Annotated in this window: 19 protein-coding genes, 2 tRNA genes, 2 rRNA genes and 2 pseudogenes; 17 read left to right on the forward strand and 8 right to left on the reverse strand. The window is 41.8% G+C overall.

All coding sequences use genetic code 11. The features are described 5' to 3' along the window. Nucleotides 1-37: 37 nt before the first annotated feature. The 6 genes from EGS71_RS13920 (at nucleotide 38) to EGS71_RS13945 (ending at nucleotide 5,457) form a co-directional block, all read left to right on the forward strand. Nucleotides 38-508: a F0F1 ATP synthase subunit B gene (locus tag EGS71_RS13920; protein WP_001024691.1), complete on the forward strand. Its 471-nt coding sequence runs from the start codon at nucleotides 38-40 to the stop codon at nucleotides 506-508. Between the two features lie 12 nt (nucleotides 509-520). Next, nucleotides 521-1,057 carry a F0F1 ATP synthase subunit delta gene (locus EGS71_RS13925; protein ID WP_000818995.1) on the forward strand — a complete coding sequence of 179 codons (537 nt, stop codon included), beginning with the start codon at nucleotides 521-523 and terminating at the stop codon, nucleotides 1,055-1,057. 46 nt (nucleotides 1,058-1,103) lie between these two features. Then, the gene (gene atpA, locus EGS71_RS13930) at nucleotides 1,104-2,648 is read left to right on the forward strand and encodes a F0F1 ATP synthase subunit alpha (protein ID WP_001186635.1); all 1,545 of its coding nucleotides are present in this window, start codon (nucleotides 1,104-1,106) and stop codon (nucleotides 2,646-2,648) included. A 77-nt stretch (nucleotides 2,649-2,725) separates the two neighbouring features. Then, nucleotides 2,726-3,595, forward strand: coding sequence for a F0F1 ATP synthase subunit gamma (gene atpG, locus EGS71_RS13935; protein WP_001284971.1), 870 nt, complete (start codon nucleotides 2,726-2,728; stop codon nucleotides 3,593-3,595). Nucleotides 3,596-3,625: 30 nt separating this feature from the next. Then, nucleotides 3,626-5,020: a F0F1 ATP synthase subunit beta gene (gene atpD, locus EGS71_RS13940; RefSeq protein ID WP_000094481.1), complete on the forward strand. Its 1,395-nt coding sequence runs from the start codon at nucleotides 3,626-3,628 to the stop codon at nucleotides 5,018-5,020. 17 nt (nucleotides 5,021-5,037) lie between these two features. Next, complete coding sequence (locus EGS71_RS13945) at nucleotides 5,038-5,457, forward strand: F0F1 ATP synthase subunit epsilon (RefSeq protein ID WP_000224542.1); 420 nt, start codon at nucleotides 5,038-5,040, stop codon at nucleotides 5,455-5,457. 61 nt (nucleotides 5,458-5,518) lie between these two features. On the opposite strand, the gene EGS71_RS13950 is transcribed toward EGS71_RS13945, so the two are convergent. From EGS71_RS13950 to EGS71_RS13965, 4 genes and pseudogenes are all read right to left on the reverse strand, one after another. After that, nucleotides 5,519-6,118, reverse strand: coding sequence for a hypothetical protein (locus EGS71_RS13950; RefSeq protein WP_000757144.1), 600 nt, complete (start codon nucleotides 6,116-6,118; stop codon nucleotides 5,519-5,521). 145 nt (nucleotides 6,119-6,263) lie between these two features. Further along, a pseudogene (locus EGS71_RS13955) lies at nucleotides 6,264-6,808 on the reverse strand (glutathione peroxidase). A 122-nt stretch (nucleotides 6,809-6,930) separates the two neighbouring features. Further along, on the reverse strand, nucleotides 6,931-7,695 hold the full coding sequence (locus tag EGS71_RS13960; protein WP_000786954.1) for an AraC family transcriptional regulator: 765 nt from the start codon (nucleotides 7,693-7,695) through the stop codon (nucleotides 6,931-6,933). Nucleotides 7,696-7,716: 21 nt separating this feature from the next. Beyond that, complete coding sequence (locus EGS71_RS13965) at nucleotides 7,717-8,931, reverse strand: MFS transporter (protein ID WP_000372838.1); 1,215 nt, start codon at nucleotides 8,929-8,931, stop codon at nucleotides 7,717-7,719. Between the two features lie 136 nt (nucleotides 8,932-9,067). On the opposite strand from EGS71_RS13965, the gene EGS71_RS13970 reads away from it, so the two are divergent. Further along, entirely contained in the window at nucleotides 9,068-9,718 is a 651-nt protein-coding gene (locus EGS71_RS13970; RefSeq protein WP_012300783.1) for a TetR/AcrR family transcriptional regulator, read from the forward strand. Nucleotides 9,719-9,823: 105 nt separating this feature from the next. Further along, nucleotides 9,824-10,744 (forward strand): DMT family transporter, encoded by a 921-nt coding sequence (locus EGS71_RS13975; RefSeq protein ID WP_000084546.1) that lies wholly within the window; start codon nucleotides 9,824-9,826, stop codon nucleotides 10,742-10,744. 391 nt (nucleotides 10,745-11,135) lie between these two features. On the opposite strand, the gene EGS71_RS13980 is transcribed toward EGS71_RS13975, so the two are convergent. From EGS71_RS13980 to EGS71_RS13990, 3 genes are read right to left on the reverse strand one after another with little or no spacing between them, the layout of a single operon-like run. Further along, nucleotides 11,136-11,705: an L-threonylcarbamoyladenylate synthase gene (locus tag EGS71_RS13980; RefSeq protein WP_000633612.1), complete on the reverse strand. Its 570-nt coding sequence runs from the start codon at nucleotides 11,703-11,705 to the stop codon at nucleotides 11,136-11,138. A gap of 50 nt (nucleotides 11,706-11,755) precedes the next feature. After that, nucleotides 11,756-12,886 (reverse strand): DNA-processing protein DprA, encoded by a 1,131-nt coding sequence (gene dprA / locus EGS71_RS13985; protein ID WP_002009557.1) that lies wholly within the window; start codon nucleotides 12,884-12,886, stop codon nucleotides 11,756-11,758. Nucleotides 12,887-12,906: 20 nt separating this feature from the next. Next, nucleotides 12,907-14,061 carry a LysM peptidoglycan-binding domain-containing protein gene (locus EGS71_RS13990; protein ID WP_000755280.1) on the reverse strand — a complete coding sequence of 385 codons (1,155 nt, stop codon included), beginning with the start codon at nucleotides 14,059-14,061 and terminating at the stop codon, nucleotides 12,907-12,909. Nucleotides 14,062-14,183: 122 nt separating this feature from the next. Between EGS71_RS13990 and def the strand changes: the two genes are divergently transcribed. The 4 genes from def to EGS71_RS14010 all read left to right on the forward strand — a co-directional run bounded on the left by def (nucleotide 14,184) and on the right by EGS71_RS14010 (nucleotide 17,589). After that, entirely contained in the window at nucleotides 14,184-14,714 is a 531-nt protein-coding gene (gene def, locus EGS71_RS13995) for a peptide deformylase (protein ID WP_001196539.1), read from the forward strand. A 36-nt stretch (nucleotides 14,715-14,750) separates the two neighbouring features. After that, nucleotides 14,751-15,179, forward strand: coding sequence for a DUF2946 family protein (locus EGS71_RS14000; protein WP_000231981.1), 429 nt, complete (start codon nucleotides 14,751-14,753; stop codon nucleotides 15,177-15,179). A 72-nt stretch (nucleotides 15,180-15,251) separates the two neighbouring features. Next, on the forward strand, nucleotides 15,252-17,333 hold the full coding sequence (locus EGS71_RS14005) for a TonB-dependent copper receptor (RefSeq protein WP_001120682.1): 2,082 nt from the start codon (nucleotides 15,252-15,254) through the stop codon (nucleotides 17,331-17,333). Between the two features lie 49 nt (nucleotides 17,334-17,382). Next, nucleotides 17,383-17,589, forward strand: a complete 207-nt coding sequence (locus EGS71_RS14010; RefSeq protein ID WP_000182542.1) for a hypothetical protein — start codon at nucleotides 17,383-17,385, stop codon at nucleotides 17,587-17,589. Nucleotides 17,590-17,658: 69 nt separating this feature from the next. On the opposite strand, the gene EGS71_RS14015 is transcribed toward EGS71_RS14010, so the two are convergent. After that, on the reverse strand, nucleotides 17,659-18,873 hold the full coding sequence (locus EGS71_RS14015) for an oxygenase MpaB family protein (RefSeq protein WP_001177956.1): 1,215 nt from the start codon (nucleotides 18,871-18,873) through the stop codon (nucleotides 17,659-17,661). A gap of 87 nt (nucleotides 18,874-18,960) precedes the next feature. On the opposite strand from EGS71_RS14015, the pseudogene EGS71_RS14020 reads away from it, so the two are divergent. From EGS71_RS14020 to EGS71_RS14040, 5 genes and pseudogenes are all read left to right on the forward strand, one after another. Continuing rightward, nucleotides 18,961-19,531, forward strand: a pseudogene (locus EGS71_RS14020) (TetR/AcrR family transcriptional regulator). Nucleotides 19,532-20,050: 519 nt separating this feature from the next. Further along, a 16S ribosomal RNA gene (locus EGS71_RS14025) occupies nucleotides 20,051-21,586 on the forward strand. A 59-nt stretch (nucleotides 21,587-21,645) separates the two neighbouring features. Continuing rightward, a tRNA-Ile gene (locus tag EGS71_RS14030) sits at nucleotides 21,646-21,722 on the forward strand. A gap of 55 nt (nucleotides 21,723-21,777) precedes the next feature. After that, nucleotides 21,778-21,853 (forward strand) — tRNA-Ala (locus tag EGS71_RS14035). A gap of 340 nt (nucleotides 21,854-22,193) precedes the next feature. Beyond that, a 23S ribosomal RNA gene (locus tag EGS71_RS14040) occupies nucleotides 22,194-25,085 on the forward strand. Together the 16S and 23S rRNA genes with 2 tRNA genes alongside form the textbook arrangement of a ribosomal RNA operon. Nucleotides 25,086-25,201 lie beyond the last annotated feature (116 nt).

A 25,201-nucleotide genomic window follows, 5' to 3' on the forward strand; every position in this document is an offset into this window, starting at 1 on the left:
CAGCTTAATTCCTAAATCCACTATTTGAGGAATTGCAATGAATATCAACCTCACATTGATTGGTCAAGCGATTGCGTTTGCGTTTTTTGTCGCATTCTGCATGAAGTTTGTTTGGCCACCACTAATCAATGCGATTAGTGAGCGTCAGCGCAAAATCGCTGATGGCTTAAATGCAGCAGAAAAAGCGAAAGCTGACCTTGCCGATGCACAAGCGCAAGTAAAGCAAGAGCTTGATGCGGCTAAAGCACAAGCGGCTCAATTGATCGAACAAGCGAACCGTCGTGCAGCGCAATTGATCGAAGAAGCTCGTACTCAAGCTGCGGCTGAAGGTGAGCGTATTCGTCAACAGGCTAAAGAAGCTGTTGATCAAGAAATCAATTCTGCTCGCGAAGAATTACGTCAACAAGTAGCTGCCTTGGCAGTAACTGGTGCAGAAAAGATCCTGAACCAACAAGTTGATGCAGAAGCTCATAACGCCATGCTGTCTCAGCTGGCTGCTAAACTTTAAGCGAGGCGAATTATGGCTGAACTCTTGACGTTGGCACGTCCGTATGCCAAAGCAGCATTTGCTTATGCTTCTGAGCAAGGTGCAACAGACAATTGGTCGAATGCGTTACAAGTGCTCAGTGCTGCGGTGCAAGACGAAGCATTTTCCGCTTATTTAAATCGCCCTGAACTTACTCCTGCGGAGCAAGTGAAGCTTTTTGCTAAAGTTTTAGGTGAAGATCAGTCTCAAGCAGTGTCTAACTTTTTGACACTTCTTGCAGATAACGATCGATTAGTGTTGTTACCTGAAATTGCAGCAGAATATGAACAGCTTAAATCACAGAATAACAACAATGTGGATGTCGTGATTGAATCGGCTTTCCCGTTAACTGCTGAACAAGAGCAACTGTTGAAATCTGCTTTAGAAAAGCGTTTTAACAGCACAGTAACTGTTTCAGTTGAAGTTAAACCTGAGCTTATTGCAGGTGTTGTAATTCGTGCAGGCGATCAAGTGATAGATGATTCTGCGCTTAACAAGCTTGAAAAAATGCGTACTCGTCTTCTTGCATAATGCAAATGATGAAGACTGAACTAATAAAAGATTGAGGAATAGCGCAATGCAACAACTGAATCCATCCGAGATCAGTGCGCTCATTAAACAGCGTATCGGAGATCTGGACACCAGCGCGACCGCTAAAAACGAAGGTACCATTGTTATGGTATCCGACGGTATCGTGCGTATTCACGGTCTTGCTGATGCAATGTACGGTGAAATGATCGAATTCGACGGCGGCTTATTTGGTATGGCACTGAACCTAGAACAGGATTCAGTGGGTGCCGTTGTTTTAGGTAACTACCTAAGCCTTCAAGAAGGTCAAAAAGCTCGTTGTACAGGTCGTGTTTTAGAAGTTCCAGTTGGTCCTGAACTTCTTGGCCGTGTCGTAGATGCTTTGGGTAACCCAATTGATGGTAAAGGCCCAATTGATGCAAAATTAACTGATGCTGTTGAAAAAGTAGCACCAGGTGTAATTTGGCGTCAATCTGTAGACCAACCTGTTCAAACTGGTTATAAATCAGTTGATACCATGATTCCTGTGGGTCGTGGTCAGCGTGAGTTGATTATTGGTGACCGTCAAACTGGTAAAACAGCAATGGCGATCGATGCGATTATCGCTCAGAAAAACTCTGGCATTAAATGTGTATACGTTGCGATTGGTCAAAAACAATCAACAATTGCAAACGTTGTACGTAAGCTAGAAGAAACTGGCGCTATGGCGTATACAACTGTTGTCGCTGCTGCGGCTGCTGATCCTGCTGCAATGCAGTATTTAGCTCCGTACTCTGGCTGTACAATGGGTGAATACTTCCGTGACCGCGGTGAAGACGCTCTTATCATTTATGATGATTTATCTAAGCAAGCTGTTGCTTACCGTCAAATTTCATTGCTTTTACGTCGTCCACCAGGTCGTGAAGCGTATCCAGGTGACGTATTCTATCTTCACTCACGTCTTCTTGAACGTGCTTCACGTGTATCTGCTGAATACGTTGAGAAATTCACTAATGGCGCAGTAACTGGTAAAACTGGTTCTTTAACTGCATTACCAATTATTGAAACTCAAGCAGGTGACGTATCTGCATTTGTACCAACAAACGTAATTTCGATTACTGACGGTCAGATCTTCTTAGAAACATCATTATTCAACGCAGGTATCCGTCCTGCTGTGAACGCGGGTATCTCTGTATCTCGTGTTGGTGGTTCTGCTCAAACTAAGATCATCAAAAAATTGTCTGGTGGTATTCGTACCGCTTTAGCGCAATACCGTGAATTGGCTGCGTTTGCTCAGTTTGCTTCTGACCTTGATGAAGCAACTCGTAAACAACTTGAACATGGTCAACGTGTAACTGAGTTAATGAAGCAAAAACAATATGCTCCTTACTCAATTGCTGACCAAGCTGTTTCTGTTTATGCATCTAACGAAGGCTATATGGCTGATGTAGAAGTTAAGAAAATCGTAGACTTTGATGCTGCGTTAATTGCTTACTTCCGTTCAGAATATGCTCCGTTGATGAAACAAATCGATGAAACTGGTGACTACAACAAAGACATCGAAGCAGCAATCAAAGCTGGTATTGAAAGCTTTAAAGCGACTCAAACTTACTAAGTTCAGTTTTAGTTAAGTTTGGTTCACGGATCAACCTTCGGAAGCTCGAAAGGGCTTTCGAATACTAGGTTAAGCGTATGGCAAATTTAAAAGAAATTCGCGCCAAAGTAGCTAGTATCAAGAGCACGCAAAAGATTACTCGCGCGATGCAAATGGTAGCTGCTTCAAAAATGCGTCGTGCGCAAGAGCGCATGGCTCAGGGCCGTCCGTATGCCGATAATATGCGCCGTGTAATTGCTCACTTGGTACAAGCAAACCCTGAATACAAACACCGTTATATGGTGGACCGCCCAGTTAAGCGTGTTGGTTACATCATTGTATCTTCAGATCGCGGTTTGGCAGGTGGTTTGAACATTAACTTGTTCAAGAAAGTTGTGCAGCATGTCAAAGCACAACAAGAGCAGTCAATTGAAGTTCAATTTGCTTTGATTGGTCAAAAAGCGGTTTCGTTTTTTAAGAATTACGGCGGTAAAGTGCTGGGTGCAACCACTCAAATTGGTGATGCCCCTAGTTTGGAACAGTTAACTGGCTCAGTGCAAGTTATGCTTGATGCATTTGATAAAGGCGAATTAGATCGTATCTATCTCGTATCAAATGGTTTCGTCAATGCAATGACACAAAAGCCTAAAGTTGAGCAACTTGTTCCTTTAGCACCAGCAGAAGAAGGCGATGACCTCAACCGTACTTATGGTTGGGATTACATCTATGAACCAGAAGCAGAAGAATTGCTAAATGGTTTATTAGTTCGCTATATCGAGTCTATGGTTTATCAAGGTGTGATTGAAAACGTCGCATGTGAGCAATCTGCACGTATGGTCGCAATGAAAGCAGCGACAGATAACGCAGGTCAGCTTATCAAAGACTTACAACTCATCTATAACAAGCTGCGTCAAGCCGCGATTACTCAGGAAATCTCTGAGATCGTTGGTGGTGCCGCTGCCGTTTAACATTATTAAGTTTGAATTGAGGAGACAGCAATGAGTAGCGGTCGTATCATTCAGATCATCGGCGCGGTTATCGACGTCGAGTTTGAGCGCACAAGCGTTCCAAAGATCTATGACGCTCTCCAAGTTGACGGTACTGAAACTACTTTAGAAGTTCAGCAACAACTTGGTGATGGTGTTGTTCGTACCATCGCAATGGGTTCTACAGAAGGTCTTAAACGTGGTCTTACTGTAACTAGCACAAACGCACCGATCTCTGTTCCAGTTGGTACAGCCACTCTTGGCCGTATCATGGATGTTTTAGGTCGTCCTATCGATGAAGCAGGTCCTGTTGCGACTGAAGAACGTTTGCCGATTCACCGTCAAGCGCCTTCTTATGCTGAACAAGCAGCTTCTACTGACCTTTTAGAAACTGGTATTAAAGTAATTGACTTACTTTGCCCGTTTGCGAAAGGTGGTAAAGTTGGTTTATTCGGTGGTGCTGGTGTTGGTAAAACCGTTAACATGATGGAATTGATCAACAACATCGCGAAAGCACACTCAGGTTTATCTGTGTTTGCTGGTGTTGGTGAGCGTACTCGTGAAGGTAATGACTTCTATCACGAAATGAAAGATTCTAACGTTCTTGACAAAGTAGCAATGGTCTACGGTCAGATGAACGAGCCACCAGGTAACCGTTTACGCGTAGCGTTAACTGGTTTGACTATGGCTGAATACTTCCGTGATGAAAAAGACGAAAACGGTAAAGGTCGTGACGTATTATTATTCGTCGACAACATCTACCGTTATACACTTGCAGGTACTGAAGTATCAGCATTGTTAGGTCGTATGCCATCTGCGGTAGGTTACCAACCTACACTTGCAGAAGAAATGGGTGTTCTTCAAGAGCGTATTACATCTACTAAATCTGGTTCGATCACTTCGATCCAAGCAGTATATGTACCTGCCGATGACTTAACAGACCCATCGCCTGCAACTACATTTGCTCACTTAGACGCAACAGTAGTATTGAGCCGTGACATCGCATCTTCTGGTATCTATCCAGCGATCGATCCACTTGACTCAACTTCACGTCAGTTAGACCCATTAGTTGTTGGTCAAGAGCACTATGAAATTGCGCGCGCAGTACAAAACGTATTGCAACGCTATAAAGAGCTTAAAGACATCATCGCAATCTTGGGTATGGATGAGTTGGCAGAAGAAGATAAATTGGTTGTTTACCGTGCGCGTAAAATCCAACGTTTCTTCTCTCAACCATTCCACGTAGCTGAAGTATTTACTGGTGCTCCTGGTAAATTAGTACCACTTAAAGAAACGATTCGTGGCTTTAAAGGTCTATTAGCTGGTGAATACGATCACATCCCAGAACAAGCGTTCTATATGGTTGGTGGTATTGACGAAGTGATTGCTAAAGCTGAGAAACTCTAATTTAAGGAGATCATCTCATGGCGACTATGCAATGTGATGTCGTAAGTGTTAAAGAGTCAATTTACTCTGGCGCAGTGACGATGTTAATCGCGAAAGGTGCAGGTGGTGAACTTGGTATTTTGCCAGGGCATGCTCCACTTGTAACCTTGCTTCAACCGGGCCCGATTCGTGTTCTGTTGGAAAATGGTACAGAAGAAATCGTCTATGTATCTGGCGGTGTTTTAGAAGTTCAACCTCATGTTGTGACGGTTCTTGCAGATACTGCAATCCGCGCTGACAATTTGGATGAAGCTGCAATTTTAGAAGCACGTAAAAATGCTGAACAATTGCTTGCAAACCAAAAGAGTGATTTGGACTCAGCTGCTGCGTTGGCTGCCTTGGCAGAAACCGCTGCACAGCTTGAAACTATCCGTAAAATCAAAAACCGCGCTCAATAAGACGCGGTTCGAGATTGAAAAAGCCACCGAAAGGTGGCTTTTTTTATTGCTAAAAAGAAAATTAAGAATCAGTTTTTGAATCTGATTTTTCATCTCCTGCCATAATCATAGCAGCGAGCTTGACCATATCCATTTGGATGGTATTAAGTTGCTTTTCAATTTGGTCGAAATTAATTTGCTCTAATTTCCCATTTAATAAAGGCATGCTTAAAGCTTGCTGGTTTGCCTGTAGTAGGCTTTGACGGATATTTTCAACTTCCTGACTTCTGATATCTAAACCAAGCAAAGCTTGGTTTAAACCTTCTAACTGTGCTTTCAAAGTCGTCACAGTTGTTTTTAGCTCATGCTGATCTTTATCTTGAATGGCTTGTTCAACGTCAAGTTGAGTGTCCTTGAGCTTTTCGATATAGTCGCCAGCCTTTAACTGTAAGTTAGCGGCATCACGAACGATATAAAAAACATTACCATTTTTTAATTCAGTTTTATTTTGTGTAGCTGTGATTTCTTGTTGAGAGTCATCAGCTTGTTCTGATATTTGATCGTTAGTCTGAACGGATTCTTGTTCCTTTGCATGGTCTTGTGCCTGATCACATCCAAGTAACAACATACCTGAAGCAAAAATCACAAATGGGAAAAATGCACCTTGTAAAACTTTTTTCATAACTACAAACAATACCAACTGAAGCAAGTAGGTACTATATGCATAAAATATGTAGAAATAAGGTATTGTTGCAAATGAACAACATTTTGAGTAGACAATAAAAAAGGAGTGCTATAGCACTCCTTTTATTAGTTTGATGCAAAAATTATTTAGCTAATTCCGCTTCAACTGCTTTTACAATTTGTTCATCGTCTGCTGTTAAGTTAGGAGCAAAACGCGCAACAACTTCACCATTTTATTTACTAGGAATTTCTCGAAGTTCCATAACACTTCAGGGGCCGGGTTAGTAGGAATACCTAAACCTTCTAAGCGCTCACGAAAAGGACCTTCTCCAATACGTTCTGGTTGAGCTGTTGTTAGCACTTGATAAAGTGGATGTTTATCTTCGCCAGCTACAGAGATTTTAGAGAAAAGTGGGAAATGAACATCGTAGTTTAATGAGCAGAACTGTTGAATTTCTTCATCCGAACCAGGCTCTTGTTCTTTAAAGTTGTTTGCAGGGAAGCCTAAGATTTCAAGACCTTGATCTTTCTTTGCTTGATACAGCTTTTCTAAACCTTCGTATTGTGGAGTTAAACCACATTTAGACGCTGTGTTTACGATTAATAAAACTTTCCCTTTATATTGGTCAAGGTCAACCGTTTCGCCTGAAATAGCTTTTACTGGAATATGATATACAGATTGAGTCATGAGTCTTTCCTGAAGATTGTAATTGATATCAAGTAACGCATTTGTTTTAACTGCTATTCTTGAGTAGTGCAATAATATTCGTGTTCAAAAAATAAAAAGATATACAAAAGCAGTTTTACTATCTAATTATTTCTGATTTGAACAGGTGTTTGGCCTGTATATCTTTTAAAAAATTCGATAAAACTTGAGCTGTGTTGATAACCTAAATCGTATGCTAGGCGTTTAATCGGTGTTCCTTGACGGATCTGATGAATGGCGTAAACAATTTTGGCTCGATTACGCCATTCGGATAGTGAAAGTTGTAGTTCTTGTTGGCTTAAGCGTAATAAATGACGATCACTGACAGAAAAGTTCTGAAGTAACTGCTGTAAAGAGAGATTAAAAAGTAATGGATCTGAAAGCTTTTCTAAAATTGGTAGTAAAACAGGATGCCGTGTTTGTGGTAAATAATGAGAATAGGCGGGTGCTTGTTGTAATTGATCGAATAAAACCTGTAAAAGATGTTCTAAATATTCAGGCTTTTCCGTTTGTTTTTGCTGTTCCAATATTTGTAAAACTAAGGTCCGAAAAAAGGGCTGAATACTAAAGCATCGGCAGATATCTCCTAAAATAGAGCAAAGCCGAGGGTGTAAACGAATGCAGATATAATGAATTTCATGATCGATATGGGTAGATTGATGAACCGTTTGAGGGGGAATCCAAAGCCCATAGCTTGGAGGAGACAAGTATATTTGCTCTTCTACCTGTATTTCTAAAATACCATTTAAACTAAAATTAAAATCTCCCCATAGTGAAGCATGAGGACGAACAATATCTTCTTTTTCGTATAGAAATTCATGAACTTCTATACTCTCTAATAAAGAAAATTGTTGGTCCTCATTTTTCATGGGTCTACTCTAAGTAATATTCTAATTTTCACATGTTGCTTTGGGATTGTTTAAACCTTTGGCTAAGGTAAATGTACTAATTAAAGCTAAGGCAACGAAGCTTAATACCCCATAAATTAAAGTATTTTCATTAAAATGATCAACTACATAACCACCTAATAATGATCCTGTAGCAATCATGACTTGGAACATACCAACAAAAAGCGGCATACCTTTTTCTACAGCATGAGGTGCGTGTACAAACATCCAAATATTGGCAGAGGTAGGGAATGCGCCAAATGCGAAGCCCCATAATGCAGTAAGGACAATGGCACCAAACTCATGGATAGCAAAGATTGGGAAGCCAAAGAATACAATGGCAAAACATGTTCCAACGAAAGCTAAGGTATACCGAACATTTAAATTACCACTGTACCCTGCAAATGCATTTCCAAAAATACCAGCTATTCCATAAAGCAATAATAATGAGCTAATAGTTGTCCCATTAAACCCGGCTACATTTTTAAAGAAAGGGGCTAAATAACTATATGCACAGAAGTGAGCAAGCCCAATTAATAAAACAATAAGCATGCCGCTACGTGCTTTAGGTGTGCGTAATAATGCAGGTAAATCACGAATATGTATTGCTGACTCTGGTAAAAGTTTTGGTAAGAAAATAAGCTGAAGCACTAATACAACAAGACCGATAGCAGCTGTAATTCCAAAGGCACTGCGCCACCCATAAAACTCACTTAACCATGTTCCAATCGGTACACCTAGTACAGTGGCGAAAGTTACACCAGCCATTACTACAGCAGTTGCTTTGGCAATAGGTAAATTTGCAGGTGCTAGCTTACCGCTTAAGGCAATTGCTGTTGCCCAGAAGCCACCAATTGAAATCCCTAAAATCAAACGGCTCAACAATAGAACATGAAAGTTTTCTGCAAAAGCCGTAATGGTATTGGCAATCACCATAATAGCAGTCAGTAAAATAAGCACATAACGGCGGTCGAGTTGCTTTACTGAAACGGGTAATAGTGGGGCTGCAATCGCTGCCATAATGCCGGGTACTGTAATAATAAGACCTGCTGTACCTACAGAAATGTGTAAATCGGCTGCAACGCTATTTAAGACACCAACAGGTAAAAATTCACTCGTTACCAAGGCAAAGGCTGCGATGGCAACAGCCAAAATAGCAAACCAGCTCCCTTGTGTGGAAGTCATGGGTCGTGCTTTAGAGGTAGTAGATTGGTCCATAAAGAAATCCTTACTTTGCTAAATTCGAAGTGAAGAAAGGCAAATTTATAATTAACTAACGATCATTATGAAAATAAAATAGTTGATAAAAAATTGAACGTCAATTAATTTAATAACGATTGTTATAAAAATAGATGTGATCTTTATGACAAATAGGCATGAAACAGATCTTGTTAATGAGGACACGTTAAAAAAGAAGCGTGGACGTCCTAAATGCTTTGATGAGCAGCAAGTGTTAGAGAAAGCTATGTTACTTTTTTGGGAACATGGCTATGAAGCCACCTCTATTAGTGATTTAACACATGCTTTAGAAATTACAGCGCCGAGCCTATATAGTGCTTTTGGCGATAAGGCAGGTTTGTTTTACAAAAGTATTGACTACTATCTCGCTCATGAAGCATGCCCTATTGAAACGATATTTTTAGAAGCAAAAACTGCAAAAATCGCTTTTGAGTTATATCTTTATGACAATGTAAAACGATTGGTTCAACCCAATAAGCCAGCAGGTTGTATGTTGGTAGTTGCTGCTATGAACTGTTCTGATGCCACACAAGAGGTACAGCAAAATCTTTTAGATAAGCGAATAAAGACCAAAGAAAAATTATTAAAACGTCTCGAACAAGGTGTAGAACAGGGCGACTTGCCTATTAGTGCCCCTCTACAAGAAATGACTGATTTTTATGCGACTGTTATTCAGGGGCTTACCATTCAGGCCAGAGATGGTGCAAATACCGAACAATTACATAAAGTGGTAGAACATGCCATGAAAGCTTGGACATTATTTTAAAAAATAAATGATGTCTTAAGTTCAATATCAATGTCGGAAATACGATATTTCAATTTATTAAGACATTCTTCAAAATAAAGTCTCTTTTGTAGTTGGTGTATTACTATGAGTCAGGTCATGAAATATCACAAATGGGCATTTATTTTTCCCATTCTGGCAGTACTGATTTGGTCTTTAAATATTGTAGTCACCCGCTATGTCTCGGACTATATTTCTCCGGTAAGTATTAGCTTTTATCGGTGGTTAATCGCTTTTATTATTTTGACTCCATTTATGTTTTTGTCTGTTTGGAGACAAAGACGACTAGTAATACCATATTTACCTAAGCTTGCTGTGTTAAGTGCATTTGGGATGGTGCTTTATCAAGGCTTAGCTTATACGGCTGCCCATTATACTAGTGCAACCAATATGGGGATTGTGAATGCATTTATTCCCATCTTTACGATCTTTGTTTCGCTTGCCATTTTAAAAGATGTGCCTAATCGCTTTGCAGTTTTTGGCAGTATTTTGTCTTTTGCTGGTCTGCTATACGTTATGTCCCAAGGAAATATTAATAAGCTTTTAAGTGGTGGCGGGCACCTTGGCGATGCATTGATGATTATTGCCGTATTCTTCTATGCATTTTATGGAGTTTTCTTAAAGAAATGGCAGCTCCCACTTCCAATTATGACAAGCTTATACGTTCAGATTGGGTTTTCCGTGCTGTTCCATCTTCCTTTAATTTTCTGGTTTGGTCTGGATGCCTTAAATGCACAAAATGCGCCAAGTGCAATTTATGCCGGTGTATTTGCTTCACTCATTGCGCCGCTAGTTTGGATGTTAGCCGTACAACAACTTGGGCCAAATAGAACCAGTATCTTTATGAATCTTGTGCCAGTGTTCACCGCCATTATTGCAAGTATCTGGTTATCTGAACAATGGACCATATATCACACCTTCGGCGGAATTATGATTCTGGTGGGCATTATCATGGCACAAAAGAAGGTTAATTCTAAAAAATCAGATCTTTTGCCAGAGCAAAATTAAGAATCATAAAAAAACTATGGCATATTTTTAAAAAAAGTGATGAAAATATGCCAGTTTTTTATCAATCTAAGCTTTTCTATATGATTTATAAATATATTTATGAAAAGATTGTGTAACATAAATATTAAAAAAGGCCAATAAAAATATTAATATAATTTTAATTCAACTGCTAAAAACGCCAAATTCCCTACACTTTTCATGCTTTTTTTAGAGAAATAATATATTTCTCACATTAAGTCTCTTGCCACATAATAGCGACCACTACGAAAGATGCTCTTTTAAGCAATTTTTCTTTCGTTCCAGAGATATCCAAACCCTCTGGATGTGGTATATACCCATCCTTTTTTATGCTCAGTTATCCCTATATAACTGAGCTTTTTTTTGTCTGGAATTAAGGACGTATCACTTCACCAGTTAAGGCGTTAATGATGCGGCTTGGCTGTTGGCTTTGGCCTAAATCACCATTGAGATAGTTTAATTGTGAACCAAAGTATTGGCAGGCATCTTGTAAAGAATGTGCAGGTTCTTGTCCACTAGGGTTGGCACTCGTCGATACAATAAAACCATGAAAAGCATTGCATAAAGCGACACATAAAGGATGTGTCGTTACACGTACTGCAACAAGAGGATGCTCGCCTTTAATCCATGAGGGGATGTGTTGATCAGCAGGTAATAGCCAAGTTGTGGCTCTTTCTGAGGGTTGATGGTTTGTCCAGCAATCAATAATTTCTTGCTGAGTAGTTTGCGGTAAGGAAGTTAGTAGATGTTCTACTTGACTAATATGTCCAGCCAATAAAATGACGCCCTTTTCAATAGGGCGCTGTTTCAATTCAAGAATTTTTTGAAAAGCTTGTTCATTAAATGGATCACAGCCTAGTCCCCAGACTGCCTCAGTTGGATATGCCAAAACTTGACCTTGTTGTAAACATTCGGCTGCTTCGGTCACTGAGGTCGTAATCATGGTAATTCTTTCCTTTCAATCAAACAGAATCGCTATTGTGCGCTCTAATACTAAGAACGACAACGTAAATACAGCCCTGATTGTTGCATACATAAACCGAGTAGTTCTAGTTCCATTAGTGAAGAGGTCAGTTCAGAAACTGGAATATTATGGTGAACTACAAGCTGGTCAATATTTTGTCCCACCCAGTCTAAAGACTGATAAAGGTCAATCAAATGCTCAGGAATTTCTGGAGTATTCGTATTAGCTTCTTCCGTTTGATTTTGTTGCTGACTTTGCCATTGGGTTGGTAAAGCAAGATCCTCAATAATCTGTTCAGGATGGTCGATTAAAATTGCACCTTCACGGATAAGTTGATGGCATCCTTGATGAAACTCGCTATAAATATGACCCGGAATCGCGAATACGGTTTTACCTTGTTCAGCAGCTTTATTGGCCGTGATGAGTGAGCCGCTTTTTAATGTCGCTTCTACCACCAAAACGCCTAAACTCAAACCGCTGACAATTCGGTTTCTCCGTGGAAAATGTTGTTGTAATGGTGGTGTACCCGGTAAAAACTCAGTAATAATGGCGCCGTTTTTAGCCAAAATATGTTCTGCAAGTTTTTTATTTTGAGCTGGATAAGTAGTGTCTAAGCCCGTACCCGTCACTGCAATGGTACGTTGATGAGTAGATGCACCTTGATGAGCGGCTTCATCAATGCCATAAGCCAGACCGCTACTAATGAAAAAGCCCTTTTCACTTAAGTAATAGGCAAAATCATAAGCGACCTGTCGTCCATGTGGGCTTGGCTTTCGGCTACCGACAATCGCAATTTGAGGTTGCAATAAAGCTTGCGCTTGACCTTTCCCAAAAATAATAGGTGGGTGATCTGTATAAGGAAGTAATTGAGTGGGATAGCCAGAGTCATCCGGCGTTAAAATAAAATCCGTATGCTGACGAACTTGTTGTACAAGTTGTTCAAACTGCGCTTGACCTTGGGGCGTTTGAAATTCGTTTACACGCTTTAAGTGATTAGCATGTAGCCCCAGAGAGGACCACTTTGCTAAACAATCAGGTTGAGTGGCTTTTTCACAATTTCCAAAATAATCAATAATTTTTTTAAAGCTGACTAAAGAGTGCTGCACCAAATACCACACTTTAAGTGTGTGGTAGTGGTGTGAAGAAAGTTGAGTGAGCATTGTAAAAGGTACATCCAGCATTAATCATTAAATTGAGGTGGCTGAATGCTTGAACCAACCTTAATTGGTAAATCGCTCTCTAAAACAAAAGCATAACTTAGCTGATCAAAAGTTCTAAAAACCATTAGACTGCCAATTTGTTGGCCAGGAAGTTGAATCACTTCTTTGGTTTTAGGGTCGCGAATTGATTCACCTTGTTGAGTAATATCAAAAACTTGACCTACTTGAATGCCCTGAGTTGTACCGCGATCCAAAGTCACTACACTATTTTTTGCAGCTCTACCAATTGAGCCCATGACACGAATAATCTTGCCACCATCCGTCACTTGCTTCGCATCTACTGGGTAAAATAATGTTGGCAAAGTAGCTTGTTCTTCAGGCATAACACGATCGCCACGACGTACTTCAGCGTTATAACTATCTGTTAGTTCTAATGTAGTAATATCTTTTTCAGAAGATACCGCAACACCTGAAGCAACCTGTAGTAGTTCAATCCCTAAACTATGCTTTTTACCTTTATTGTCTGTGAAATAGTAAGGTTCACCTTCTCGGTAGACTGCATAACGCTGCCCATTAATTAAGCCTTGTCCTCGTGCATAAATAGTCTGGCCTTTTCCTGCAAGTACACGTTGATCGGCGGTACCAACAATATAAGGTGTGTTGGTAATTGAATCGGCTGGTAAAATAGTACTGTTCTCTAACCACTGTTTAATATGTTCAAGTGGAATAACTGGAACGCTATTATTTAATGCTTCGACGCGAACTTGTGGTTGTAGGTTTGTGGTTTGACCTGTATAGCGGCGAATAATACCGACACAACCATCGCCCTCATCTTTACCGACTAAAGGACGCCCATCTAGGCTACATAATAGTAATCGGTCACCCGGATAGATCCAGTGTGGATTTTTAACATGTTGGTTGCTCGCCCAGATTTCAGGCCAACGCCATGGTTTATTTAGAAAATGTCCTGAAATATCCCATAAAGTATCCCCACGTTTTACAACATATACATTGGGTGCATTACTTTTAAGTGAGGGTGGATTATGGTTCGGACTGGTTGCATGAACCTCTGCTATCGTACCGATTGCGACACCTGTACAGAGCGCCAAGGCAAGTAAATGCTTCTTTATCCCCAAGGCATGAAAATTAACCATGCCGTTAAAAACCTTTTTCATTATGATAATTCCTAAAAATTATGTGTGCAGTTGCGTTATAATGGGCGGCTTACACACAATTTTTCGATGAAGTATTTCCTTCATTTGGTTTTTCAATCAATGGCATAAGTGAGGACGACAGTATGGCCTTATTACCTATTTTAAGTTTTCCTGATCCCCGTCTTCGTACCATTGCTAAGCCCGTTGAAGAAGTTACTGATGAAATTCGTCAACTTGCAGCAGATATGTTTGAAACCATGTATGCGGCACCAGGTATCGGTTTAGCAGCTTCTCAGGTCGATCGTCATATTCAGCTTATCGTCATGGATTTGTCTGAATCTAAAGATGAACCTATGGTTTTCATTAACCCCAAAGTAACTCCGCTGACTGAAGAGACGCAGCCGTACGAAGAAGGCTGTCTATCAGTGCCACAAATATACGACAAAGTTGATCGCCCGTCACGCGTGAAAATTGAGGCAATTAACCTTGAAGGTCAAGCATTTGAGATAGAAGCTGACGGACTTCTCGCTGTTTGTATCCAACATGAAATGGATCACTTAAATGGCAAATTGTTTGTGGATTATTTGTCACCACTTAAGCGTCAGCGTGCACGTGAAAAAGTCGAAAAAATTGTTCGCCAACGCGAACGTGAAAAAGTTGCGGTAAAACGTTAATATTTTTCAAACACCAATATAGTGTGGATGTGATTTTTGGTTTTTCGTAGTGGTTTGCTGCTTGCCTGTGCAGCAGTATTTTTACAGATTGCGGTATTTCTACAGCCGCTATTACCGAAGCAATATCAAATTGCTCCGGTCTGTGAAACTATTACCCGTGCTTTGCTTAAACCAAAAGCACAGACGGAAGCCATGTCACATGCCATGCACCATTCACATCACCAGCATCATATCGAACAGGCGCAAGTACCTGACCATCATGATCACCATGATGCAAACCATCAGTGTCAATATTGTACCGTTTATGCCAATTTGGTTTTACCACCTGAATTTGGCGTAAAAGAGGTGCTTGTTCGTATACAAGTTCGCTTAGTCGCGTATCAACAAGCTTTCCGGCATGTTTACTTTGCGCTACAGCGACTTTTCCTACTCCCGCAAGGACGTGCGCCGCCTCTATTTGCATAAATAAAAGCAATTTTTGTTGGGGTCTTAACTGACTTCGATATCACTTTATTTATGTTTTAGAGCGTATAAAAAATGCCACATTCTAAATTTTTACTACAACCTTTATGGGTTGCGATGCTTGCTGTCTCTCATTCGGGTCTAGTGTTTGCCGAATCAGAAAAAAATGATGCCGAAACCAACACACTTCATTCATTAGCACCTATTGTTGTTACAGCACAGCAAGGCAATGATGCAAATGGTCTGATCGTACACGCAGATCCAAAGCAACCGATTCAGCCAGTCCCTGCCACGGATGGCGCAGACTATCTGCAAAGTATTATGGGTTTTAATTCAATTCAAAGCGGTGGAACAAATGGTGATGTGACATTCCGAGGTATGTTTGGTTCACGTATTAAAATTCTAACGGATGGCACAGAGAACTTGGGTGCCTGCCCAAACCGAATGGATGCTCCAACTTCTTATATTTCACCAGAAAGTTATGACCGGATTTCTGTGATTAAGGGACCACAAACGGTTCAATATGCCAATACTGGTTCAGCTGCAACAGTTCTATTTGAACGTCAGCCTGAAAAGCTTACTTCTGAAAAACCCTATCGCGGTCAAGCGAGTGTCTTGCTAGGTTCATATGGGCGTATTGACCATAATATTGAAGCGGCTGTTGGCGATGAGAAAAAATATATCCGTTTAAATGCCAACCGTTCAGAATCGAATAGTTATCAAGATGGTGATGGCAATACAGTTCCATCAGCATGGAAAAAGTGGAATGTTGATGTAGCGCTTGGCTTTACTCCAGATGAAAACACGTGGGTCGAAATCACGGGTGGGAAATCTGATGGTGAATCGCTTTATGCTGGACGTTCAATGGATGGTTCTCAGTTTGCGCGTGAAAGTTTAGGGCTTCGTTTTGAAAAGAAAAATATCACTGATGTGATCAAGAAAATCGAAGGGCAGGTGAACTATAGCTATAACGACCACGTCATGGATAATTTCAGCTTGCGTGAATTTAATCCACAAGATGGTATGTCCATGCCAATGGCATCAAATGTTGCACGCCGTACATTGAACGCACGTTTAGCGATGACTAATGAGTGGAGTCAATGGAGCTTTATATCGGGTGTAGATACTCAAAATAATAAACACAGCTCACGCAGTAGTATGAGGAGTAACTACCTCAACCAACCTCGCGTAACGGATATGATCTTTCATTCATACGGAGCTTTTGGTGAACTCGGCTATCAATGGAACGATTTCAACAAACTGGTCACAGGTGTGCGTTTAGATCGAGTCACAGTTGAAGACGAACGCGCCAAATCAAAAGATTTTAATACGAAGCTTGAAAAGACTTTACCGAGCGCATTTGTTCGCTGGGAAAATCAACATCCTGAGCATGAGCTAAAAAGCTATATCGGTTTAGGTTATGTAGAGCGTATGCCTGATTATTGGGAGCTTTTCTCGCCTATACATGGTAATGCTGGCTCAACCAATACTTTTAACGGTGTGAATCCTGAGAAAACATTACAGTTAGATATGGGCTTCCAGCAGCAACATGGAGCTTTAAGTACATGGGCTTCTGCTTACGCAGGCTTAGTAGATGATTACATTTTAATGAGTTATCACCATCACCCAAGTATGGGAATGGATGGACATGGTATGAGCCATGGGATTACTGCGGGTGCTAAAAATGTCGATGCAACCATTGCTGGTGCGGAAGCGGGTATTGGATATCAATTTACCGACCATATTCAAGCAGATTTGAGTGCGATGTATGCATGGGGTAAAAACACTACAGATGACAAACCACTACCTCAAATTTCACCTTTAGAAGGTCGTTTAAATATTCGCTATGTGGCCGACAAATATAATTTTGGTCTGTTGTGGCGAGCTGTGGCTGAGCAAAACCGTGTGAGTCTACATCAAGGTAATATCGTGGGATATGACTTAAAACCAAGTAAAGGTTTCTCAACACTTTCTTTAAACGGAAGTTATAACCTTCGTAAAGATATTGATGTCTCAGTTGGCATCGATAACGTATTAGATAAGACCTATACCGAACACTTAAATAAAGCGGGTAGTGCAGGCTTCGGATTTGCGAGCGAAGAGCAGTTCAACAATATCGGAAGAAATTACTGGGTTCGTATGAGCATGAAGTTTTAATAAGCCGTAGTAAATGAACTGAAAATATTAATTTAATGAGAGAAATGAAATGACTAATAAATTATCGCCTGAACAGTCTTGGTGGGGATGGAAGTTACTTATTGTGGCTTCTATCTTGAGTGTATTGTTTATGATTATTTTTTACTTGGCCATCAACAATGAGCCTGACTACATGCCAAGTCAAAAAAAGAAGCAGATGATGGAGTCACATGAGCAAATGAATCACGCTGAAATGCATAGTTCATCAGCTCAATAAGGTTCTTAATAGTTGAAAATGGAAGTCTGGATAACGGGCTTCCATTTTTTGCTTTTTTAGATTCCAGAATTATTGATGCATACTTGCTAAGGTTTTTGCCTTACCTTGATTCTGATAAAGCGTTAAGCCAAGTTTTTGTATATTACGGCCTGATTTAGATAAAAACTTTTCAACTTTTGGTGAAAGCTTTGCGCCATTATAAAGTAGTAAATTACGCACAATTAAATAATAAGCAAACCATGAGGCAGATTGCTGAGGCAATCCGAGTAGTTTCATTCTTTTCTTACCAATAAAAAATTGGGTAAGTTCTAAATGTTGTCGATAAGCAAGTTTCTGCTGTAAAGAGCGTAAATGCAGATATTTTCTCTCAAAAGGTTCTTTCGACAAGCTCAATCCTAATTCAATACTGCTGTGATCGGAGCGAGGATGAGCAAACTGCATCCAGTAAAGTAACCTCCAACCCTCAGGTTCAGACTGAATAAGCCATTTTTCATCAATACCCATTAACCAACCAACATAACGCCAGAAATGTAAAAAACTCTTTGCCTCTTGTTTTGTTGGCCATATACCTAAAGCTCTAATACCGAGTAAAACGACACTGCTAAAAGCCAAATTAGTCATTGCTAAATCAAATTGATTAAGAGGAATTCCCCAAACCTCACTATCCCAACGGTCAGACTTTTTTAATTGCCGGCGAACGAGTGCATGAATAAAGCGAACATAAATCGTTGACGTAAAACCTGCACTCAAACGAGAAAGCCCTTGGGGTTCAGTAATATCCACCCACCATTTTGTGGTTTCTGCTAAACGTGTTCCCGCTTCTTTCTTTAATGCACCCGTTAAAATTAGGGGTTGATTAAATCCCGGATATAAATATCCCGCCATTAAGGATAAATCTCTAAGAATAAAACCATTATTTATTCCTAAACGATGGGTAAATTTAACAGCCTCATCGATTTGGCGCTGATCTAACCATTCAGGCTTTTGTTCAATGTAATTAAAGAAATTCTCTAACTCAGTAGGTATAGGCTCAGAGAGTTCATCACGGCCTTGAAATAATATCTTCTCAAAAATTATTCGGTGATCTTTGGGATTTTGCATAATCCAATCAATCACCTTGTCCATTTCAATATCCCCTTCATAAAGGGCATGTTGTAAAGACACATATTCCGTATAGCTTGGTTGTACTGGTTTTTCACAACAGATATTTAAAAACTGAGTAAAGAAATTACTGTCTTGCATGTCATTAAAAGAAGCAAGTCGAGTCGGGCTAATCATTTGCATATCGTTACTTACTTATTGAACTGAACAATAAATAGGCTAATATGAATAATTATTCGCATTCAATTCGCATTTAACGAATAAAAAACGATGAGAAAAGCCCCACAGCAACAGCGTTCAAAAATTATTGTTGATCATATTTTAGAGGCGACACAGCAGTGTATCGCCCAGTATGGATTACTACATACGACGACACCTAAAATTGCAGAGAAATCTGGAGTAAGTGTTGGGTCGATTTACCAATACTTTGAGAATAAAGATCAAATCATAGAAGAACTATTGCGCCGTAAAAGCGAATTATTGGGGCAACAACTTAAAGAATTAGTTATACAGGAAGGAAACATTCCTTTAGAGCTGCTCATTCCCTTAGCAATAGAGTTGGGATTTAATGCATTAAAAGCCGATCATGGATTTTTTATAGAAGTGTTGAAGCATTGGCATGGCTATAGTCATTCGCAAGCTGCTCAGATTTTAGAAAAGCATTTTTTTGAAGTAGGGTTATATACATTCAGTAGAAATCCTCATCAATGGGACTTCGAACAGGTGAAGCATAAGTCCTTTGTAATTATTAATAGTACGCTTTTTACGATGATGCGTTATGTAAGCCAAAACAATTTTCTTATCTCAGAACAACAACTTAAGCGAGAATTATCGAGCATGATACTGGCTTATTTAAGTCAAAAATAAAAAATTAAAATAATTATTGATATAAAACAAAGTCTTAATATTGGTGTTGATTTAAAAATAAACGCTCGAGTCATTAAATTTTAATTTTCGCTTGCAAAGGGATATTAATGGTCTATAATGCACATCCATCGGCGGTGATGCAGATAGAAACTTGTTGAAAAACAGTTACTTGTGATTAGATTGGTTGCTTTAAGCGATGAGTTTGATGGTAAGTTGGTTTAGAGACTAAGTTTTAAAAATATCGAAATTACCTGTTGACTTTTAAGAGATTAAGAGTAATATAGCCGACCTAGCTTGCTGGTGACGAACCAGTAAGAAGATCATTAAGAGAATTGAAGAACAACTTGTGTGGATTTTTACTGATTGATTAATCGAAATAATTTTCATTGATTGATTGGTTTAAATTACTCGAAGTTTATTTGAGCGAAATTTAAGTCAGTAATTGATGAGCCAGAATTGGTACCTTGTCTATAAATAAGGTACAAAATGATTTTAACTGAAGAGTTTGATCATGGCTCAGATTGAACGCTGGCGGCAGGCTTAACACATGCAAGTCGAGCGGGGGAAGGTAGCTTGCTACCGGACCTAGCGGCGGACGGGTGAGTAATGCTTAGGAATCTGCCTATTAGTGGGGGACAACATCTCGAAAGGGATGCTAATACCGCATACGTCCTACGGGAGAAAGCAGGGGATCTTCGGACCTTGCGCTAATAGATGAGCCTAAGTCGGATTAGCTAGTTGGTGGGGTAAAGGCCTACCAAGGCGACGATCTGTAGCGGGTCTGAGAGGATGATCCGCCACACTGGGACTGAGACACGGCCCAGACTCCTACGGGAGGCAGCAGTGGGGAATATTGGACAATGGGGGAACCCTGATCCAGCCATGCCGCGTGTGTGAAGAAGGCCTTATGGTTGTAAAGCACTTTAAGCGAGGAGGAGGCTACTTTAGTTAATACCTAGAGATAGTGGACGTTACTCGCAGAATAAGCACCGGCTAACTCTGTGCCAGCAGCCGCGGTAATACAGAGGGTGCGAGCGTTAATCGGATTTACTGGGCGTAAAGCGTGCGTAGGCGGCTTATTAAGTCGGATGTGAAATCCCCGAGCTTAACTTGGGAATTGCATTCGATACTGGTGAGCTAGAGTATGGGAGAGGATGGTAGAATTCCAGGTGTAGCGGTGAAATGCGTAGAGATCTGGAGGAATACCGATGGCGAAGGCAGCCATCTGGCCTAATACTGACGCTGAGGTACGAAAGCATGGGGAGCAAACAGGATTAGATACCCTGGTAGTCCATGCCGTAAACGATGTCTACTAGCCGTTGGGGCCTTTGAGGCTTTAGTGGCGCAGCTAACGCGATAAGTAGACCGCCTGGGGAGTACGGTCGCAAGACTAAAACTCAAATGAATTGACGGGGGCCCGCACAAGCGGTGGAGCATGTGGTTTAATTCGATGCAACGCGAAGAACCTTACCTGGCCTTGACATACTAGAAACTTTCCAGAGATGGATTGGTGCCTTCGGGAATCTAGATACAGGTGCTGCATGGCTGTCGTCAGCTCGTGTCGTGAGATGTTGGGTTAAGTCCCGCAACGAGCGCAACCCTTTTCCTTACTTGCCAGCATTTCGGATGGGAACTTTAAGGATACTGCCAGTGACAAACTGGAGGAAGGCGGGGACGACGTCAAGTCATCATGGCCCTTACGGCCAGGGCTACACACGTGCTACAATGGTCGGTACAAAGGGTTGCTACACAGCGATGTGATGCTAATCTCAAAAAGCCGATCGTAGTCCGGATTGGAGTCTGCAACTCGACTCCATGAAGTCGGAATCGCTAGTAATCGCGGATCAGAATGCCGCGGTGAATACGTTCCCGGGCCTTGTACACACCGCCCGTCACACCATGGGAGTTTGTTGCACCAGAAGTAGCTAGCCTAACTGCAAAGAGGGCGGTTACCACGGTGTGGCCGATGACTGGGGTGAAGTCGTAACAAGGTAGCCGTAGGGGAACCTGCGGCTGGATCACCTCCTTAACGAAAGATTGACGATTGGTAAGAATCCACAACAAGTTGTTCTTCATAGATGTATCTGAGGGTCTGTAGCTCAGTTGGTTAGAGCACACGCTTGATAAGCGTGGGGTCACAAGTTCAAGTCTTGTCAGACCCACCATGACTTTGACTGGTTGAAGTTATAGATAAAAGATACATGATTGATGATGTAAGCTGGGGACTTAGCTTAGTTGGTAGAGCGCCTGCTTTGCACGCAGGAGGTCAGGAGTTCGACTCTCCTAGTCTCCACCAGAACTTAAGATAAGTTCGGATTACAGAAATTAGTAAATAAAGATTAAGATCTTGGTTTATTAACTTCTGTGATTTCATTATCACGGTAATTAGTGTGATCTGACGAAGACACATTAACTCATTAACAGATTGGCAAAATTGAGTCTGAAATAAATTGTTCACTCAAGAGTTTAGGTTAAGCGATTAATCTAGATGAATTGAGAACTAGCAAATTAACTGAATCAAGCGTTTTGGTATGTGAATTTAGATTGAAGCTGTACGGTGCTTAAGTGCACAGTGCTCTAAACTGAAATGTTGAAGTTACTAACTTGTAGGTAACATCGACTGTTTGGGGTTGTATAGTCAAGTAATTAAGTGCATGTGGTGGATGCCTTGGCAGTCAGAGGCGATGAAAGACGTGATAGCCTGCGAAAAGCTCCGGGGAGGCGGCAAATATCCTTTGATCCGGAGATGTCTGAATGGGGGAACCCACCTACTTTAAGGTAGGTATTGCAACATGAATACATAGTGTTGCAAGGCGAACGAGGGGAAGTGAAACATCTCAGTACCCTTAGGAAAAGAAATCAATTGAGATTCCCTCAGTAGCGGCGAGCGAACGGGGATCAGCCCATTAAGTTATGTGTGTTTTAGTGGAACGCTCTGGGAAGTGCGAACGTAGAGGGTGATATTCCCGTACACGAAAGGGCACACATAATGATGACGAGTAGGGCGAGGCACGTGAAACCTTGTCTGAATATGGGGGACCATCCTCCAAGGCTAAATACTCCTGACTGACCGATAGTGAACCAGTACCGTGAGGGAAAGGCGAAAAGAACCCCTGTGAGGGGAGTGAAATAGATCCTGAAACCGCATGCATACAAGCAGTGGGAGCACCTTCGTGGTGTGACTGCGTACCTTTTGTATAATGGGTCAGCGACTTATATTCAGTAGCGAGGTTAACCGTATAGGGGAGCCGTAGAGAAATCGAGTCTTAATAGGGCGTTTAGTTGCTGGGTATAGACCCGAAACCAGGCGATCTATCCATGAGCAGGTTGAAGGTTGGGTAACACTAACTGGAGGACCGAACCCACTGTCGTTGAAAAGCCAGGGGATGACTTGTGGATAGGGGTGAAAGGCTAATCAAGCCTGGTGATAGCTGGTTCTCCCCGAAAGCTATTTAGGTAGCGCCTCGGACGAATACCATAGGGGGTAGAGCACTGTTTCGGCTAGGGGGTCATCCCGACTTACCAAACCGATGCAAACTCCGAATACCTATGAGTACTATCCGGGAGACAGACTGCGGGTGCTAACGTCCGTAGTCAAGAGGAAAACAATCCAGACCGCCAGCTAAGGCCCCAAAATCATAGTTAAGTGGGAAACGATGTGGGAAGGCATAGACAGCTAGGAGGTTGGCTTAGAAGCAGCCACCCTTTAAAGAAAGCGTAATAGCTCACTAGTCGAGTCGGCCTGCGCGGAAGATGTAACGGGGCTAAAACTATGTGCCGAAGCTGCGGATGTATACTTTGTATACGTGGTAGGGGAGCGTTCTGTAAGCCGATGAAGGTGTGTTGAGAAGCATGCTGGAGGTATCAGAAGTGCGAATGCTGACGTGAGTAACGACAAAACGGGTGAAAAACCCGTTCGCCGAAAGACCAAGGGTTCCAGTCCAACGTTAATCGGGGCTGGGTGAGTCGACCCCTAAGGCGAGGCCGAAAGGCGTAGTCGATGGGAAAATGGTTAATATTCCATTACTTCTGTGTAATGCGATGAGAGGACGGAGAAGGCTAAATCAGCCTGGCGTTGGTTGTCCAGGTGAAAGGAAGTAGGCATGTATCTTAGGCAAATCCGGGGTACTCTATGCTGAGATCTGATAGCAAGCTGTACTTGTACAGCGAAGTGGTTGATGCCATGCTTCCAGGAAAAGTCTCTAAGCTTCAGTTACACAGGAATCGTACCCGAAACCGACACAGGTGGTCAGGTCGAGTAGACCAAGGCGCTTGAGAGAACTCTGCTGAAGGAACTAGGCAAAATGGTACCGTAACTTCGGGAGAAGGTACGCTGTTGTTGGTGATGGAACTCGCTTCCTGAGCTGACGACAGCCGCAGAAACCAGGCCGCTGCAACTGTTTATTAAAAACATAGCACTCTGCAAACACGAAAGTGGACGTATAGGGTGTGATGCCTGCCCGGTGCTGGAAGGTTAATTGATGGGGTTAGCGTAAGCGAAGCTCTTGATCGAAGCCCCAGTAAACGGCGGCCGTAACTATAACGGTCCTAAGGTAGCGAAATTCCTTGTCGGGTAAGTTCCGACCTGCACGAATGGCATAATGATGGCGGCGCTGTCTCCAGCAGAGGCTCAGTGAAATCGAAATCGCTGTGAAGATGCAGTGTACCCGCGGCTAGACGGAAAGACCCCGTGAACCTTTACTGCAGCTTGACACTGAACTTTGACCTTACTTGTGTAGGATAGGTGGGAGGCTTTGAAGCTGGAACGCTAGTTCCAGTGGAGCCGTCCTTGAAATACCACCCTGGTAATGTTGAGGTTCTAACTCTGTCCCGTGATCCGGGACGAGGACCGTGTCTGGTGGGTAGTTTGACTGGGGCGGTCTCCTCCTAAAGAGTAACGGAGGAGTACGAAGGTGCGCTCAGCGTGGTCGGAAATCACGCGTAGAGTATAAAGGCAAAAGCGCGCTTAACTGCGAGACCCACAAGTCGAGCAGGTACGAAAGTAGGTCTTAGTGATCCGGTGGTTCTGTATGGAAGGGCCATCGCTCAACGGATAAAAGGTACTCTGGGGATAACAGGCTGATACCGCCCAAGAGTTCATATCGACGGCGGTGTTTGGCACCTCGATGTCGGCTCATCTCATCCTGGGGCTGAAGCAGGTCCCAAGGGTATGGCTGTTCGCCATTTAAAGAGGTACGCGAGCTGGGTTTAGAACGTCGTGAGACAGTTCGGTCCCTATCTACCGTGGGCGCTGGAAATTTGAGAGGATCTGCTCCTAGTACGAGAGGACCAGAGTGGACGAACCTCTGGTGTACCGGTTGTGACGCCAGTCGCATCGCCGGGTAGCTATGTTCGGAAGGGATAACCGCTGAAAGCATCTAAGCGGGAAGCCTACCTCAAGATAAGATTTCCCTAGGACTTTATGTCCTCTAAAGAGCCGTTCGAGACTAGGACGTTGATAGGTTGGATGTGGAAGCATAGTGATATGTGAAGCTGACCAATACTAATTGCTCGTGAGGCTTGACTATACAACACCCAAGCAGTTGTATATGAAGCATCAATCGATTCTTAAATATGCAAGACAACTTGATTTAGTTATACCTCTAGCTAAAATGAACAGATAAAGTAAGATTCAATCAGCCCA

The organism is Acinetobacter sp. FDAARGOS_559 (genome assembly GCF_003940475.1).
Classification (GTDB): Bacteria; Pseudomonadota; Gammaproteobacteria; order Pseudomonadales; family Moraxellaceae; genus Acinetobacter; species Acinetobacter baumannii.

Bases quoted from the DNA above. Each gene is read 5' to 3' on its own strand.
- EGS71_RS13920 (WP_001024691.1), top strand. From the start codon at position 38: ATGAATATCAACCTCACATTGATTGGTCAAGCGATTGCGTTTGCGTTT.
- EGS71_RS13925 (WP_000818995.1), top strand. From the start codon at position 521: ATGGCTGAACTCTTGACGTTGGCACGTCCGTATGCCAAAGCAGCATTT.
- atpA (WP_001186635.1), top strand. From the start codon at position 1,104: ATGCAACAACTGAATCCATCCGAGATCAGTGCGCTCATTAAACAGCGT.
- atpG (WP_001284971.1), top strand. From the start codon at position 2,726: ATGGCAAATTTAAAAGAAATTCGCGCCAAAGTAGCTAGTATCAAGAGC.
- atpD (WP_000094481.1), top strand. From the start codon at position 3,626: ATGAGTAGCGGTCGTATCATTCAGATCATCGGCGCGGTTATCGACGTC.
- EGS71_RS13945 (WP_000224542.1), top strand. From the start codon at position 5,038: ATGGCGACTATGCAATGTGATGTCGTAAGTGTTAAAGAGTCAATTTAC.
- EGS71_RS13950 (WP_000757144.1), bottom strand. From the start codon at position 6,118: ATGAAAAAAGTTTTACAAGGTGCATTTTTCCCATTTGTGATTTTTGCT.
- EGS71_RS13960 (WP_000786954.1), bottom strand. From the start codon at position 7,695: ATGAAAAATGAGGACCAACAATTTTCTTTATTAGAGAGTATAGAAGTT.
- EGS71_RS13965 (WP_000372838.1), bottom strand. From the start codon at position 8,931: ATGGACCAATCTACTACCTCTAAAGCACGACCCATGACTTCCACACAA.
- EGS71_RS13975 (WP_000084546.1), top strand. From the start codon at position 9,824: ATGAGTCAGGTCATGAAATATCACAAATGGGCATTTATTTTTCCCATT.
- EGS71_RS13980 (WP_000633612.1), bottom strand. From the start codon at position 11,705: ATGATTACGACCTCAGTGACCGAAGCAGCCGAATGTTTACAACAAGGT.
- dprA (WP_002009557.1), bottom strand. From the start codon at position 12,886: ATGCTCACTCAACTTTCTTCACACCACTACCACACACTTAAAGTGTGG.
- EGS71_RS13990 (WP_000755280.1), bottom strand. From the start codon at position 14,061: ATGAAAAAGGTTTTTAACGGCATGGTTAATTTTCATGCCTTGGGGATA.
- def (WP_001196539.1), top strand. From the start codon at position 14,184: ATGGCCTTATTACCTATTTTAAGTTTTCCTGATCCCCGTCTTCGTACC.
- EGS71_RS14005 (WP_001120682.1), top strand. From the start codon at position 15,252: ATGCCACATTCTAAATTTTTACTACAACCTTTATGGGTTGCGATGCTT.
- EGS71_RS14010 (WP_000182542.1), top strand. From the start codon at position 17,383: ATGACTAATAAATTATCGCCTGAACAGTCTTGGTGGGGATGGAAGTTA.
- EGS71_RS14015 (WP_001177956.1), bottom strand. From the start codon at position 18,873: ATGCAAATGATTAGCCCGACTCGACTTGCTTCTTTTAATGACATGCAA.